The sequence below is a fragment of the Pseudomonas sp. Mn2068 genome, from assembly GCF_049319725.1.
Taxonomy (GTDB): domain Bacteria; phylum Pseudomonadota; class Gammaproteobacteria; order Pseudomonadales; family Pseudomonadaceae; genus Aquipseudomonas; species Aquipseudomonas gingeri.
In genome coordinates, this window is sequence record NZ_JBMOUG010000001.1 from 1,039,816 (window position 1) to 1,055,278 (window position 15,463).

13 protein-coding genes are annotated in these 15,463 nt (G+C 64.8%); 7 read left to right on the plus strand and 6 right to left on the minus strand.

Annotation, left to right across the window (positions count from 1 at the left end):
* On the plus strand, nucleotides 1–1,152 hold the full coding sequence (locus tag ACL9RJ_RS04530; protein WP_177082100.1) for an acyl-CoA dehydrogenase family protein: 1,152 nt from the start codon (nucleotides 1–3) through the stop codon (nucleotides 1,150–1,152).
* A gap of 271 nt (nucleotides 1,153–1,423) precedes the next feature.
* Here the strand turns inward: ACL9RJ_RS04530 and ACL9RJ_RS04535 are convergent, their stop codons facing one another.
* The 6 genes from ACL9RJ_RS04535 to ACL9RJ_RS04560 all read right to left on the minus strand — a co-directional run bounded on the left by ACL9RJ_RS04535 (nucleotide 1,424) and on the right by ACL9RJ_RS04560 (nucleotide 8,330).
* Nucleotides 1,424–2,197, minus strand: a complete 774-nt coding sequence (locus tag ACL9RJ_RS04535; RefSeq protein WP_017129723.1) for an enoyl-CoA hydratase — start codon at nucleotides 2,195–2,197, stop codon at nucleotides 1,424–1,426.
* Between the two features lie 15 nt (nucleotides 2,198–2,212).
* The gene (locus ACL9RJ_RS04540; RefSeq protein WP_178991502.1) at nucleotides 2,213–3,340 is read right to left on the minus strand and encodes an acyl-CoA dehydrogenase; all 1,128 of its coding nucleotides are present in this window, start codon (nucleotides 3,338–3,340) and stop codon (nucleotides 2,213–2,215) included.
* Nucleotides 3,341–3,348: 8 nt separating this feature from the next.
* Nucleotides 3,349–4,539 carry an acetyl-CoA C-acyltransferase gene (locus tag ACL9RJ_RS04545; RefSeq protein ID WP_422764928.1) on the minus strand — a complete coding sequence of 397 codons (1,191 nt, stop codon included), beginning with the start codon at nucleotides 4,537–4,539 and terminating at the stop codon, nucleotides 3,349–3,351.
* Nucleotides 4,540–4,550: 11 nt separating this feature from the next.
* A complete protein-coding gene (locus ACL9RJ_RS04550) occupies nucleotides 4,551–5,318 on the minus strand; it encodes an SDR family NAD(P)-dependent oxidoreductase (RefSeq protein ID WP_103032982.1) in 768 nt (255 codons plus the stop codon).
* A 180-nt stretch (nucleotides 5,319–5,498) separates the two neighbouring features.
* Nucleotides 5,499–7,145: an AMP-binding protein gene (locus ACL9RJ_RS04555; RefSeq protein ID WP_017129727.1), complete on the minus strand. Its 1,647-nt coding sequence runs from the start codon at nucleotides 7,143–7,145 to the stop codon at nucleotides 5,499–5,501.
* Nucleotides 7,146–7,313: 168 nt separating this feature from the next.
* Complete coding sequence (locus tag ACL9RJ_RS04560) at nucleotides 7,314–8,330, minus strand: AraC family transcriptional regulator (RefSeq protein WP_422764929.1); 1,017 nt, start codon at nucleotides 8,328–8,330, stop codon at nucleotides 7,314–7,316.
* A 236-nt stretch (nucleotides 8,331–8,566) separates the two neighbouring features.
* Here ACL9RJ_RS04560 and ACL9RJ_RS04565 point away from each other — a divergent pair, with 236 nt between their 5' ends.
* The 6 genes from ACL9RJ_RS04565 (at nucleotide 8,567) to ACL9RJ_RS04590 (ending at nucleotide 15,295) form a co-directional block, all read left to right on the plus strand.
* Nucleotides 8,567–10,204, plus strand: a complete 1,638-nt coding sequence (locus ACL9RJ_RS04565) for a J domain-containing protein (RefSeq protein ID WP_422764930.1) — start codon at nucleotides 8,567–8,569, stop codon at nucleotides 10,202–10,204.
* Nucleotides 10,204–11,160 (plus strand): DUF3829 domain-containing protein, encoded by a 957-nt coding sequence (locus tag ACL9RJ_RS04570; RefSeq protein WP_017129730.1) that lies wholly within the window; start codon nucleotides 10,204–10,206, stop codon nucleotides 11,158–11,160. The genes ACL9RJ_RS04565 and ACL9RJ_RS04570 overlap by 1 nt, the downstream gene beginning before the upstream one ends.
* Nucleotides 11,161–11,289: 129 nt before the next feature.
* A complete protein-coding gene (locus ACL9RJ_RS04575; protein ID WP_017129731.1) occupies nucleotides 11,290–11,754 on the plus strand; it encodes a VOC family protein in 465 nt (154 codons plus the stop codon).
* 121 nt (nucleotides 11,755–11,875) lie between these two features.
* Nucleotides 11,876–12,751, plus strand: a complete 876-nt coding sequence (locus tag ACL9RJ_RS04580; protein ID WP_017129732.1) for an alpha/beta fold hydrolase — start codon at nucleotides 11,876–11,878, stop codon at nucleotides 12,749–12,751.
* Nucleotides 12,752–12,864: 113 nt separating this feature from the next.
* Nucleotides 12,865–14,175 carry a C4-dicarboxylate transporter DctA gene (gene dctA, locus ACL9RJ_RS04585; protein ID WP_017129733.1) on the plus strand — a complete coding sequence of 437 codons (1,311 nt, stop codon included), beginning with the start codon at nucleotides 12,865–12,867 and terminating at the stop codon, nucleotides 14,173–14,175.
* Between the two features lie 190 nt (nucleotides 14,176–14,365).
* Complete coding sequence (locus ACL9RJ_RS04590) at nucleotides 14,366–15,295, plus strand: LysR substrate-binding domain-containing protein (RefSeq protein WP_017129734.1); 930 nt, start codon at nucleotides 14,366–14,368, stop codon at nucleotides 15,293–15,295.
* Nucleotides 15,296–15,463 lie beyond the last annotated feature (168 nt).

Below are 15,463 nucleotides of genomic sequence, written 5' to 3' on the forward strand. Positions count from 1 at the left end.
ATGCACGATATCGAACTGAGCGAAGAACAAGTGATGATCCGCGACATGGCCCGGGACTTCGCCCGTGGCGAGATCGCGCCGCATGCCCAGGCCTGGGAAAAGGCCGGCTGGATCGACGACGCCCTCGTCAACAAGATGGGCGAACTGGGCCTGCTGGGCATGGTGGTGCCCGAGGAATGGGGCGGCACCTATGTCGACTATGTGGCCTACGCCCTGGCCGTGGAAGAAATCGCCGCCGGTGACGGCGCCACCGGCGCGCTGATGAGCATCCACAACTCGGTCGGCTGCGGACCGATCCTCAACTACGGCAGCCAGGCCCAGAAGGAAACCTGGCTGGAAGAGCTGGCCACCGGCCGGGCCATCGGCTGCTTCTGCCTTACCGAACCCCAGGCCGGCTCAGAAGCCCACAACCTGCGCACCCGTGCCGAACTCAAGGACGGCCAGTGGGTGATCAACGGCGCCAAGCAGTTTGTCAGCAATGGCAAACGGGCCAGGTTGGCGATCGTCTTTGCCGTGACCGACCCGGAACTGGGCAAGAAAGGCATTTCCGCCTTCCTCGTCCCCACCGACACCCCCGGCTTTATCGTCGACCGCACCGAACACAAGATGGGCATCCGTGCCTCGGACACCTGCGCCGTCACGCTGAACCAGTGCAGCGTGCCCGAAGCCAACCTGCTGGGTGAGCGTGGCAAGGGCCTGGCGATTGCCCTGTCGAACCTGGAAGGCGGCCGCATCGGCATCGCCGCCCAGGCCCTGGGCATCGCTCGCGCCGCCTTCGAGGCCGCGCTGGCCTACGCCCGGGACCGCGTGCAGTTCGGCAAGCCGATCATCGAGCACCAGAGCATCGCCAATATGCTGGCCGACATGCATACCCGGATCAACGCCTCGCGCCTGCTGATCCTGCACGCGGCGCGCCTGCGCAGCGCGGGCCAGCCGTGCCTGTCGGAGGCTTCGCAAGCCAAGCTGTTCGCTTCGGAAATGGCCGAGAAGGTCTGCTCGTCAGCGATGCAGATCCATGGCGGCTACGGGTACCTGGAGGATTATCCGGTGGAGCGCTACTACCGCGATGCGCGGATCACGCAGATCTACGAAGGGTCGAGCGAGATCCAGCGGATGCTGATCGCCCGGGAACTCAGGCACTATCTGGTGTAACGCCAGAAAACATCGCCGGCAAGCCGGTTCCCACAGGTTTTTTGGTTGATCACCTATTTGCGGTTGACCGGGCCGGTGTGGGAGCGGGCTTGCCCGCGAAGACGGCAGCAAGAGCGCTGCAAGCCTCAGGGGCCCCTTCGTGGGCAAGCCCACTCCCACAGGTTTTTTGGTTGGCCACCTATTTGCGGTTGGCCCGGTCAGTGTGTGGCCGGGCGCTGTGTTCCGCTTGCTGGCAAGGGTGGCCTAGCGGCCAACGCGGGACCTGGCGGACCTACTGGTCCTTGAACTGCGCCTCGCGCTTGGCGATAAAGGCAGCCATCCCTTCTTTCTGATCCTCGGTGGCAAATGCCGCATGGAACACCCGGCGCTCGAAGCGCACCCCCTCCGACAGGCTGACCTCGAAAGCGCGGTTGACGCTTTCCTTGACCATCATGCTGATGGGGATCGACTTGCCGGCGATCAGGCTGGCGACTTTCAACGCCTCGTCCAGCAACTCGTCGACCGGCACGATCCGCGCGACGATGCCGCACCGTTCGGCTTCCACCGCATCGATGAAGCGCCCGGTCAGGCACATTTCCATGGCCTTGGCCTTGCCCACCGCACGGGTCAGGCGCTGGGTACCGCCCATGCCCGGCAGCACGCCCAGGTTGATTTCCGGCTGGCCGAACTTGGCATTGTCAGCGGCCAGGATAAAGTCGCACATCAACGCCAGCTCGCAGCCGCCACCCAGGGCAAAGCCCGCCACCGCGGCGATGATCGGCTTGCGTCGATTAGCCACCCGGTCGCTGTCGCTGAACAGGTCATCGAGGTAGATCTTCGGGTAGGTCAGCTCGGCCATTTCCTTGATATCGGCGCCGGCGGCAAAGGCCTTCTTCGAGCCGGTCAGGACAACGCAGCCGATCTGCGGGTCGGCTTCCAGGGCGTCCAGCGCGTGGTTCAGTTCGCTGACGATCTGCGCGTTCAGGGCATTGAGCGCCTGCGGGCGGTTCAGGGTAATCAGGCCGACACGGCCCTTGATGTCCAGCAGAATGGTTTCATAGCTCATCGATAGAGTCCTTGATCACAGGTTGCGCGAAATGACCATGCGCTGAATGTCACTGGTGCCTTCGTAGATCTGGCAGACCCGCACGTCACGGTAGATCCGCTCCAGCGGGAAATCGTTCAAATAGCCATAACCGCCGAGGGTTTGCAATGCCGAGGAGCAGACCTTCTCGGCCATTTCCGAAGCGAACAGCTTGGCCATCGAAGCCTCCACCAGGGCCGGCTTGCCACTGTCGCGCAGGGCGGCGGCGTAGTGCACCATCTGGCGTGCCACGGCGATCTGGGTCGCCATGTCCGCCAGGCGGAAGGCTACGGCCTGATGCTCAACCAGGGCCTTGCCGAAGCTTTGCCGCTCACGGGCATAATCACGCGCCGCCTCGAACGCCGCCCGGGCCATGCCCACCGCCTGCGCGGCAATGCCGACACGCCCGCCTTCCAGGTTCGCCAGGGCGATGCGATAACCCTCGTCCTCCTCGCCCAAGCGATTGGCCAGCGGCACCTTCACGTCCTCGAAGAGGATCTGGCAGGTGTCCGAGGCGTGCTGGCCGAGCTTGTCCTCGACCCGCGCGACCTTGTAGCCCGGCGAGTCGGTGGGCACGATAAAGGCGCTGATGCCGCGCTTGCCGGCACTAGGGTCGGTCACCGCGAAGACGATCACCACTCCGGCGTTCTGCCCGGAGGTGATGAATTGCTTGCAGCCGTTGAGCACGTAGTGATCGCCCTCCAGCCGCGCACGGGTCTTCAGGCCGCTGGCATCGGAGCCGGCCTGGGGTTCGGTCAGGGCAAAGGCCCCGAGCATCGCACCACTGGCCAGGGGTGGCAGGAACCGGGCTTTCTGCTCCTCGCTGCCAAAGTTGAGGATCGGCACGCAACCCACCGAGTTGTGTACGCTCATGATGGTCGAGCAGGCGCCGTCGCCGGCGGCGATTTCCTCCAGGGCCATGGCATAGGCCAGGTAACCGGTGTCGCAGCCACCCCAGGCTTCCGGCACCAGCATGCCGAAAAAGCCCAGCCCGGCCATCTCGCCGATGGCCTCCCGGGGAAAACGGTGTTCGCGGTCCCATTCGGCGGCGAACGGTTTCAGCCGTTCCTGGGCAAAGGCCCGTGCCGCGTCGCTGATCTGTTGTTGCTCTTCGCTCGGTAACATGAGGCCTCCTAGTACAGACACTCGACGGCCATGGCCGTGGCTTCGCCGCCGCCGATGCAGATGGCCGCGATCCCGTGCTTGAGGCCTTGCTGGCGCAGGGCCGAGAGCAGGGTCACCAGGATCCGGGCGCCGGACGCACCGATCGGATGGCCCAGGGCGCAGGCACCGCCATGGACGTTGACCTTGTCATGGGGGATTTCCAGCTTGCCCATGGTCACCAGGGTGACCACGGCGAAGGCCTCGTTGATTTCAAAGCGGTCGACCTGATCCAGGGACCAGCCGGTCTTTTTCAGCAGCTTGTCGATCGCCCCCACCGGTGCCACCGGGAACAGACCCGGGGTATCGGCAAACGCCGCATGCCCATGGATCACCGCCAGCGGTTTGAGACCGCGTTTCTCGGCTTCGGAACGGCGCATCAACACCAGCGCCGCGGCGCCATCGGAGATCGAACTGGAGTTCGCCGCCGTGACCGTACCGCCCGCGCGGAATGCCGGTTTCAGCGTGGCGATCTTGTCCAGCCTGGCCTTCGGCGGCTGTTCGTCATCGCTGATCAGCCGCTGCTCCTTGCCGACCGTGACCTGCAACGGGACGATTTCATCCTTGAAATGGCCTTCGCTGATGGCCTGCTGCGCGCGGGTCAGGGACGCCACGGCAAAGGCGTCCTGGGCCTCGCGGCTGAAGCCGTTGGTCTCGGCGCAGTCCTCGGCAAAGGTGCCCATCAGGCGGCCCTTGTCGTAGGCGTCCTCCAGGCCGTCGAGGAACATGTGGTCGAGCACCTGGCCGTGGCCCATGCGGTAGCCGCTGCGGGCGCGGTCCAGCAGATACGGAGCGTTGGACATGCTTTCCATGCCGCCGGCCACCACCACTTCGGCACTGCCGGCCAGCAGCATGTCGTGGGCGAGGATGGTCGCCTCCATGCCGGAACCGCACATCTTGTTGAGGGTGGTACAGCGGGTCGACTTGTCCAGTCCGGCGCCCAATGCCGCCTGACGGGCCGGTGCCTGGCCGAGGCCGGCCGAGAGCACGCAGCCGAACAGCACTTCCTCGACGGCGTCGGCGGCCACGCCGGCACGCTCGACAGCCGCGCGAATGGCGGCAGCCCCCAGTTGCGGCGCGCTGAGACTCTTCAGGTCGCCCTGGAAGCCACCCATGGGGGTGCGCACGGCGCTGACGATAACAATCGGGTCTTGAGTGTTCATGTGCGATTCTCCTATTTCGCAGCCATGCGCAAGGCACCGTCGAGACGGATCACCTCGCCATTGAGCATGCTGTTTTCAATGATGTGCCGGACCAGCGCCGCGTACTCGGACGGCTTGCCCAGGCGTGGCGGGAACGGCACGCCGGCTGCCAGGGAGGCACGGACTTCCGGGGTCATGCCGGCCATCATCGGGGTTTCGAAGATGCCTGGCGCAATGGTCATCACGCGGATGCCGAAGCGGGCCAGCTCGCGGGCGGCCGGCAGGGTCAGGCTGACGATCGCGCCCTTGGACGCGGCATAGGCAGCCTGGCCGATCTGGCCGTCATAGGCGGCAGCCGAGGCCGTGTTGATGATCACCCCGCGCTCGCCGTCCGCGTCGGCCTCGGTTTCGGCCATGGCCGCGGCGGCCAGGCGCAGCAGGTTGAAACTGCCGATCAGGTTGACGTTGATCACCTGACTGAAACTCTCCAGCAGGTGCGGGCCGTTCCTGCCGAGGATCTTCTCGCCACGAACGATACCGGCGCAGTTGACCAGACCGTGCAGGCCACCGAAAGCCGTGACCGCCGCCTGTACCGCGACCTGGGCCTGGGCTTCCTGGGTGATATCCGCGACCACGCTGTGGGCCCGGGCCCCGAGCTTTTGTGCCTGGGCCGCGACGGCCTCGGCATTGAGGTCCACCAGCATGACCCTGGCACCGGCGGCCACCAGCATTTCGGCGGTGGCCGCACCGAGACCGGAAGCCCCGCCGCTGACCAGGAAAACCTTGTCTTGAATATGCATCACAAATGTCCTTCGTTAAAACCGCAAGTGATTCTGATGTTGCCCCCAGCGGCGTTCCCACCCAACCTGTGTCGTACCCGACCTTGTGGGAGCTGGCTTGCCAGCGATGAGGCCCATAGGACCGACACCGCCTGTAAGGCCGCCATCGCCGGCAAGCCGGCCCCCACCAGGTTCCCGTCTTCAGGTCGCGGCCTGGGCCTTGGCGATTTCCTGATTACGCAGGATGAAGCGTTGCAACTTGCCGCTCGGCGTCTTCGGCAGTTCCTCGACGAATTCGATTTCCCGTGGATAGGCATGTGCCGCCAGGCGCTTGCGCACATGCTGGCGCAGCTCTTCGGCAAGTTGCGGGTCGGCGCGGTACTGTGCACCGAGCACCACGAAAGCCTTCACCAGTTCGGTACGCTCGGGGTCGGGCTTGCCCACCACCGCCGCTTCGACCACCGCCGGGTGCTCGACCAGCGCGCTTTCCACATCGAACGGCCCGACCCGGTAGCCCGAGGTGGTAATCACGTCGTCACTGCGACCGACAAAGCTGATACTGCCATCGGCATTCAGTTCGACCGTGTCGCCGCTGAGGTAATAGCGGCCGACAAAGGCCCTGGTTTCGAAACCCTTGTAGCCGTTGAACCAGCACATCGGCGACTGGGAGCGATCCAGGGCGAGAATCCCCGGCTGGCCGACACCCAGTTCCTGATAATCGTCATCCAGCACCACGATGCGATGGCCGGGCGAGGCAAAGCCCGCCGAACCGACATGCACCGGGTGCCGCAGGCCGTGGTGGTTGCACAGCACCATGCCCACCTCGGTCTGGCCGTAGTGGTCGAGGATGGTCACGTCGAGGTGTTCCGCGAACCAGCGGATCACTTCCGGGTTCAACGGCTCGCCGGCACTGCTGACGGCCCGCAGCCGGCCCCTGACCCTGCCGGAGAAGGCCTCTCCCGCCGCGATCAGCAGACGGTAGGCGGTGGGCGACCCGGTGAGGTTGGTGATGCCGTATTTCTCGATCACCCGGCAGGTGCTTTCCACGGTGAACGGACCGTCGTAGAAGGTGATCGGATGACCCAGTCCCAGCGGCCCGGTGATACCGAAATAGAGTCCATAGGCCCAGCCCGGATCGGCGACATTCCAGAACGCATCCTCCGCACGCAGGTCGACCGCATCGCGGGTGTAGTTCTGGAAGGCGATGATCGCCTTGAGCGGCACTTCCAGGGGCTTGGCCGGGCCGGTGGTGCCCGAGGTGAACATCAGCAGGAACGGATCCTCACTGTCCAGCATCACCGGTTCGCAATGGGCCGGATAGTTGTCCAGTTCGGCCCAGAAGCTGAAGTCACCGCGTACGATGCCCTGCCCGCGCGGGCCGGCAACGGTGACGATGGTCGGGCAATCGCCGACTTCGCTGAGTTTGGCGCGGTTGGCCGCGTCGGTGACCACCACCCGGGCGCCGGAACTGCCCAGGCGGTGCTCGATGGCCTTGGGACCGAACGCGGTGAACAGCGGCTGATAGACGGCGCCGATGCGCCAGGTGGCGAACAGGGTCACCAGCAACTCGACATTGCGCGGCAACAGGCCGGCAACCTTGTCGCCACGGCGCACGCCCTGGGCCAGCAGGAAGTTGGCGAAACGCCCGGCCCTGTCCTGCAGGTCCGTAAAGGTATAGGTCGCGCTGCTGCCGTCGCGGCCCTCCCAGAACAACGCGATCCGTCCCGGCAAGGCATGCCGGTCACAGCATTCGACGCTGGCATTGAGCGCCGTCAAAGTCCCTTTCAAGGCCGCATCGGCCGTTTGCTGATAATTGAAGTTCTCGGTGGCGGTCAGGTAGTCGCGCATAACAGGAATCTCTCGGTCTTATCTTGTTATTAGAAGGAAGAGGAACCGTAGAAAAATCCTGGAAATAGTCGCCCCGTCAGGGACTTGGGACAATGGTCAAAGCCTTCAACCTGCTTGACTGGTTTGGCCAATGACGCTGCTGGAACGATCACTGGATCGAAAGGCGGGTTATTGCGCGTCGTTGAGGATCAGGCTGCGGTAGTGCCCCGGATTGGACCCGGACCATTTGCGGAAGGCCTTGTAGAACGAGCTGGCATCGGCGAAGCCCAGCCGCGTGGCGATTTCGGCGAAGCTGATGGACGGCTCGGCCAGCCAGACGATCGCCAACTCCTTGCGCACGCTGTCCTTGAGGCCCTGGTACGTCTGCCCCTCCTCCGCCAGCCGGCGCCGCAGGGTCGAGGCCGACATGCACAACTGCAGCGCCAGGCCCTCGGTTTCCGGCCACTGCTCGGCGGGCAACTGCCGCAAGTCGTGCTTGATCCGGCTCGCCAGGCTTTGGGCGTCGCGGTACTTGACCAGGATATTGGCCGGTGCCTGGCCGAGAAAGCGCTGCAACTCCTGGGGACTGCGCTTGATCGGCAGGTCCAGGCAATCGGCGGCGAAGATCATCCGCGTCCGTGGCCGGGCAAAGCGCAGGTTCTCGGAAAACATCACCCGATAGTCCTCGCAATAGTCCGGTTCGGCACAGCGCAATTCGATGGCCAGGATCGGAATGCGTCGCCCAGCCAGCCAGCAGGCAACGCCATGGACGATCATCCAGTAGGCGAAGTAGGTGAACGGCCGGCGCGCCTCGCCCTCGGGCTCGAGCAGGACGATTTCCGCCAGGCTCTGCTGGGTGACCCGCTGGGCCGGCAGGCGCTCGAACATCAGCGACAGAAAGCCCAGCACCGCCTCCAGTCCAGCGGACAGCGTGGGCTGGGCCATGCCGGCCCGACACAGGTAGGCGAAGCTGCCGGAACGCAGCTTGCGCGGGTCCATGCCGAAGAACTCGTCATCGTTGCGTCGCGCCAGCAAGCGCCACAGCCGGGCATAGTCGCTGGCCGGCACACGGGCATCGGGCTGTTCCAGCAAGTGCGGGGCAATTCCGACCTTGTCGAGGACCTCTTCGGTGGCCGCTCCCGGGGCGCAGCTCTGCAACAGCGCCTCGCGCACCAGATGGATGGAGATGGTGTCTTTTGCCGACATTGGCCGTCACTCAAGCCTTGTGCTGATCCTTGTGACGGCCATCTTAGGCAGCGCCGAGCAAAAAGCCAGCGTGATCCCTTCATAAAATCCGTGGCGGCGCCGATAGCTTCGGCATTGTTATGATCCGTCGCCTGCGCGCAGTCGTCTTTTCAGGGAGTTTTATCGGGTATGGTCGTGGTAACAGCGTTGAACAGCGGCAATGCTCCTGCGCCGGCGGTGCGGCCGGGGACCGGCCGATGAGTTGCTGGGAAATTCTCGGATTGTCGGCGGATGCCGATACCCGCAGCATCAAGCGCCAATACGCGATCCTGCTCAAACAGACCCGCCCGGACGACGACCCGGAGGGTTTCCAGCGGCTGCGCGAAGCCTACGAGCAGGCCCTGGACTGGACCGCGCCGCCATGGCAACCGGGGCCTGTCGTAGAGCCGGTGGTGCATGCCACCGAAACCGGCCTGTCTCCCGCTCCCGCTGGCCCCACGGCCGCGCAACGGATGGCCGGCGAATTGCTCGAAGGCCTCACCCCGGCCTTGCTCGACGAGCGCTGGGCCCGGGCGAGCGTCTATTACTGCCAGCGCGAGTTCGAAGAGCAACTGCTGCTGCGCTGCCTCGAACCCGGGCAGGACTTCTGGGCCCTGGCCCATTGGGGGCTGGAGCATTTCGAATGGCTGAGCCCCTGGCAGCGCAACGACTTGTCGCCACATGCGTTGCTCGAACTCTATCAGCGGCTGTTCAAGGCCCTGGAAGAGACCCTGGCGGGCTTGCTCGGGCGTGGGGATGTCGAAGGTTTCTGGCGCGAATACTACAACCTGGAACAGCTCGGCTGGCTCAAGGGCCTGGAGCGCCGCGAGCGCCTCAATGAACTGCTGGCGAAGTTGCTGCTGGAAAGCCCGTTCTGGTCAGCCAAGCTGTTCAACTCCATCTGCAAGCTCAATCACTGGAACAGCAACAGCCTCACGCCGAATTGCCCGGAGCCCTACTGGACACACCTGCTGGAGCGCAGCCGCAGCGAAACCTTCCTGGCCAACCAGCGGCATCGCCTCGACCTGCCGCCGGACACCCCCGACAACCGGGTCGCGCACCTGTTGTTCGCCGACATGACCCTGGCCCAGCGCCGCAGCTTCTCCCGCCGTTTCCAGAAGGAAGACTGGCAGGCCTGCCATCAACTGGCCCGGGCGATACTGATAAGCCACACGCGGCTGCAAAGCCTGCTGCCCGACGGCGACGCCTTTTTCTGGCGCGAATGGGAATCCCATGACACCGGCTGGCTCGGCTTCGCCGCGGTGATGCTGGCCTGTAGCGTGGCGGCGGTGCAGCACCACCTGCTGCCGGGTAACGGGCTGAACGAAACCGCCACCGCCATTGCCCTCTGGTCCTTGTTGCTCTGCGGGCTGCATGGCGTCCTGCTGTGGTTCTGGCCCGGCATGGCCGACACCCTCTGGACGCTCGACCAGCGCCTGAGCCAACGCCTGTCGGCCCGGCTCAGCCCGCGCCGGCCGCCACCGCTGGTATTGCGTGAGCTGCTGCCCTGCTGGCTGCTGGCCGGGGTCATCGGTGCCTGGCTCGGCATCGTCCCGCTGCTGGCCTACGGCGGCGCGATGCTGGCAATGGCCTGGGTCGACCGCCCGGCGAAAAACCGTACCAAGCCGAAGAAAACATCGGCCCATCCGACTTCCTGGTGGCTGGCCTGGGGCCTGATCCTGATCGTTTCACTGGCCACCCTGGCCCTGTATGTCGCTCACGGCCTGACCGTCGCCGGTCGCAACCAGGGCCTGCAACCCTGGCCCGAACGCCTGTGCAGCCGAATGCCGGCCAGCGTCGAAGACTGCCGGCCGCCGGCAACCCGGGAACAGTGGTACGGCAAGGAGGCCCACTGATGGATAAGCGCTGGTTTCTCACCTTCGGCGTGGTGCTGATCTGCCTGATCTATGTGGCTGTCGGCACCGAACAGCAGCAAAGCCGCTTCGGCCTCTGGCTCGACCGCCACAGCAGCGAGGAAATCGCCGAGGCCAGCGCCCTGCGGCCCTTGATCAGGTGCATCAACGTGGCCGATGTGCCCTGGCGGCTCGACCGCGCAGCCACGACCAGCACCGCTGCCGCCAGCGACGCCCATGACGACTTCCCCTACCTGCAACGTCAGGATGCCGACGCCATACGGCGCGACTTCTGCAAGCCGGGCATCGTCTTCAAGGCCAGCATGTTCCCGGGTACGCGGCAGATGGAGCCGGTGGTGAATCGTTATACCTCGGCATTCAATGACGTGCTCATGCGTCACCAGGCACTGCAACGCTACTCCCCGGCCAGCGCCCTGTTGGCGATGAAGTTTCACGACAAGTATTACGACGGCAAGATCGAAGCGTTTCTGGCGGCCTCGAATACACTGCGCCCCGAACTCGAAGCCCTCGACCTCGACTTGCGCCCCAGGCAGCTGGAGCAGTTGGAGCAGCGACTGGGCCGCGACCAGCACTGGTACCTGCTGAACTACATGATCCAGGCCCGCCAGACCGTCAACCGCCTGGACGAGGCCGCGGCCAGTCGGCAACTGGACCTGCCGTTGCTCGGCGCCGCCAGCGAAGCCCTGCGCCAGGCCCGACAGGCAGGCGAGACCTATCGCGACAGCCTCCCCGCCAATCGCCGCCGAGGTCCGGTTCACGATCTGTGGGCCTTGCTGGAGCAGCCTGCGCAACACTACCAGTCCGCCCTGGAGCAACTGGCGGCGGACTGGCGCAATCACGCCGAACCGCGGGTACTGAGTGACGACTTCTGGAACGTGACCCACCGCTACGACGTCCTGCTGGCCCTCTACAACAAACAGGCGGACCTCGACTTCTAGTGCCCTGGCACCTTGCTGACAGCCGCTGGCAGCACACTCGTCAGGCCGATCCGGGCCCTGCCGGCCATGACCTATAGTCAAATGGACGGCAACACCGCACGGTCACTGCCACTGAAAAGGAGCATCACGATGAGCGTCAAAGCGATACCGCAAGGCTTCCACAGCATCACGCCGTACCTGGGTGTCAAACAGGCGGCCGAAGCCATCGAGTTCTACAAGAAGGCCTTCGGCGCCAGCGAAATCATGCGCCTGGAAATGCCTGACGGCAGCATCGGCCATGCCGAACTGCGGATCGGCGATTCTCCGCTGATGCTCGGTACGCCGTGCGACGAAGGTCCTTTCGTCAGCCCCGAAGCCCATACGTCGGTCGGGATTCACCTGTATGTCGCCGATGTCGACAAGCAGTTTGAAACCGCCACCGCGGCCGGAGCCAAGGTTATCCGGGAAGTCCAGGATCAGTTCTATGGGGATCGCAGCTGTACCCTGAAAGATCCTTTCGGCCATGTCTGGTTCCTGGCCACCCACAAGGAAGACCTGACGCAGGCCGAGATCGAAACGCGGGCGGCGGATCTGTTCCGGCAAATGAAAGGCTGAAGCCACGCGCCACACCCGCCACGCCCACAACACACTTCATGAACAGGCGCACCACGTTTTGCGCCTTGCCCCTGGCGCTGTGAGTTTTAGGATGTCGGCAACAATCATAAGGAGTCACTCCATGTTCGCCGGATTCCAGAAAGACCAGCGCCACGTCAACGGTGTGGACATTGCCTACCGCATCGGCGGCAGCGGGCCAGGCCTGTTACTGCTGCACGGCCACCCGCAGACGCACGTCATCTGGCACAAGGTCGCCGACGAGCTGGCCAGGCACTTCACCGTGGTCGCCGCCGACCTGCGTGGCTACGGCGACAGCAGCCGCCCGCCCGCCGACGAGCAGCACCTCAACTATTCCAAGCGCGAGATGGGCCGCGACGGCGTCGAACTGATGCAGGCCCTGGGCTTCAGCCAGTTCTCGGTCCTGGCCCACGACCGTGGCGCCCGGGTCGCCCACCGCCTGGCCCTCGACCATTCACAGGCGGTGCAGCGCATGGTGTTGCTGGATATCGCGCCGACGTTGTCGATGTACGCCCAGACCGACGAAGCCTTCGCCCGCGCCTACTGGCACTGGTTTTTCCTGATCCGCCCGGCGCCGTTGCCGGAAAGCCTGATCGAAGCCAACCCGGAACAATACCTGCGCAGTGTCATGGGCAGCCGCAGTGCCGGGCTCAAGCCGTTCACCGACGCGGCCTTCAACGAATACATCCGCTGCATCAGCCTGCCCGGCAGCGCCCGGGGTATCTGCGAGGATTATCGCGCCAGCGCCGGCATCGACCTGGAGCACGATCGTGCCGACCTCGAGGCCGGGCGCAAACTGAACATGCCGCTGCTGGCGCTCTGGGGCGCCGAAGGAACCGTCGGCCGTTGCTTCAACCCGCTGCACGAGTGGCAGCAGGTCGCCACCGACGTGCGCGGCAAGGCCCTGCCGGGTGGCCATTACCTGGCCGAGGAAATCCCGCGGGTGCTGCTCGACGAGGTCCTGCCGTTCCTGCGCTGAACCGCCGGGCCCGAGCGACCTGAACCACTGACGTGAAATACCCCTTCCCCGTGGGCCGCCGCAATGGCCCACGGCGGGATCGGCTTGCCTGAAACTCTCTCGAGATAATAAAAATGACAATCAGAAAACTGCTGGGAACCCTGTATGTGCAGGTCATCATCGCCATTGTCCTGGGGGTGCTGATCGGCAATCACTGGCCACAGACCGGTATCGACCTCAAGCCCCTGGGCGATGGTTTCATCAAGCTGATCAAGATGATCATCGGTCCGATCATCTTCTGCACCGTGGTCTCCGGCATCACCAATATGCACGACGTGAAACAGGTCGGGCGGGTCGGCGGCAAGGCCCTGCTGTACTTCGAAATCGTCTCCACCCTGGCCCTGGCGATCGGCTTGCTGGCGGCCCACGCGCTGCACCCGGGTTCGGGCTTCAACGTCGACGTGAAGACCCTCGACACCTCGGCCATCGCCAACTTTGTCGGCCAGGCCCAGCACGGCGAAGGGGTGATCGGCTTCCTGCTGCATGTGATCCCCACCACCTTCTTCGACGCCTTCACCCAGGGCGAGATCCTGCCGGTGCTGTTCGTCTCGATCCTGTTCGGCCTGGCGCTGGTGATGGTCGGTGAGAAGGGTCGCCCACTGGTGGCCGTGATCCACCAGGCCAGCGAGGTGTTCTTCCGGATCGTCGGCATGATCGCCCGCGTGGCCCCGATCGGTGCCTTCGGCGCGATTGCCTTCACCATCGGCAAATACGGCCTCGGTTCGCTGCTGCCGCTGATGAAGCTGGTCGGCACCTTCTACCTGACCGCGTTCATCTTCATCACCTGCGTCCTGGGCAGCATCGCCCGCTACGCCGGTTTCAGCATTTTCCGCCTGCTGGGCTACATCAAGTCGGAACTGCTGATCGTGCTCGGCACCAGTTCCTCGGAATCGGCCCTGCCGCAATTGATCCAGAAACTGGAAAGCCTGGGCTGCTCCAAGGGGGTGGTGGGCATCGTGGTGCCCACCGGCTACACCTTCAACCTCGACGGCACCAATATCTACATGACCCTGGCGGTGCTGTTCCTGGCCCAGGCGACCAACATCGACCTGACGCTGGAGCAGCAACTGACCCTGCTGGCGGTGACCATGCTGACCTCCAAGGGGGCCGGCGCGGTGGTCGGTGCCGGCTTTGTCGCCCTCGCCGCCAGCCTGGCGGTGGTGCCGACCGTGCCCGTCGCCGCCATGGTGCTCATCCTGGGCGTGGACCGCTTCATGGCCGAGTGCCGTTCCCTGACCAACATCATCGGCAACGCCGTGGCAACGTTGGTGGTGGCAGCCTGGGAAGGCGAACTGGATCGCAGCAAGATGGCGCCGATTGCCCTCAAGCGCGGGCGCAAGGCCCTGGCCGCCCAGGCCGAAGCCGATGCCAAGGTAACCCCTTGACCCTGCAGGAGCCGGCTTGCCGGCGATGAGGCCCGCAAACCCGGCATCGCTTGCCAGGCTGTCGTCGCCGGCAGGCCTGGCAACTACGGAATGTCTGCCGCGCCACCGATCGCGATGGCGCGACATCCTCCGTTGCGCCCAGCCAGTGCTATTCTGGCGGCTCCTGCCGCCAGTGTTCGTTGCTTCGCCCATGAGCCAAAAGAAAGATACCGTGCCCCTGCCCGAAGACCTTCGTGTATTCCTGACCGTCATCCGCAAGGCCGGCTTTGCCGCGGCCGCCGATGAACTGGGCTTGTCGCCCGCCTACGTCAGCAAGCGTATCCAGATTCTCGAGACCACCCTCGCCACCCGCCTGCTGCACCGCACCAGCCGGCGCATCGCCCTGACCGAGGACGGCGAGCGGGTGCAACGCTGGGCCGTGCGCATCCTGGAGGACTTCCAGCAACTCAACGACGAACTGTCCGAAGCCCATGACAGCCCCAGCGGCCGCCTGCACCTGTGCAGCAGCTTCGGTTTCGGCCGCAATCACGTGGCCCCGGCGCTGTCCTTGCTGGCCGAGCGCTATCCGGACCTGGAGATCCGCCTGGACCTGTTCGACCGCGTGGTCGACATCGTCAGCGAAGGGTTCGACCTGGAGATCCGCGTCGGCGACGACATTCCCGGCCAGCACATCGGTCGGCGCCTGGTGAGCAATCGCCGGGTGCTCTGTGCCGCACCCGCCTACCTGGAACGGCGTGGTACGCCGCTGCAACTGGCGGACCTCGAACAACACGACTGCCTGGTGCTCAAGGAACGCGACAACGCCTTCGGCATCTGGAACCTGGAGCGCAATGACCGGCAGAGCAATGACAGCCAGGACAGCGTGCGGGTCAGCGGCCCGCTGTCGTCCAACAGCGGCGAAATCGTCCTGCAGTGGGCCCTGGACGGCCGCGGCATCCTGCTGCGCTCGTTGTGGGACGTCAAGCCGCTGCTGGAACAGGGTCGGCTGGTGCAGGTGCTGCACGACTATACCCAGAGCGCGAATGTCTGGGCGGTGTATCCGACACGACTGGCTTACTCGGGGAAACTGAGGGTGTGCGTGGAGTTTTTGCAGGAGCATTTCCGCCAGTTGTCGATCTGAGGCCCGCCACACGAATCAGGATCGTTCCCATGCTCCGCGCGGGAACGCCCTGTTGGACGCTCTGCGTCCGCGCTGTATGAAGCAGAGCGTCAGGAGTTGCATGCCCACGCGGAGCGTGGGAACGATCACAACTCTTTCAAAAAGTCCCCCGCGCTTCGTGCTCCCTTC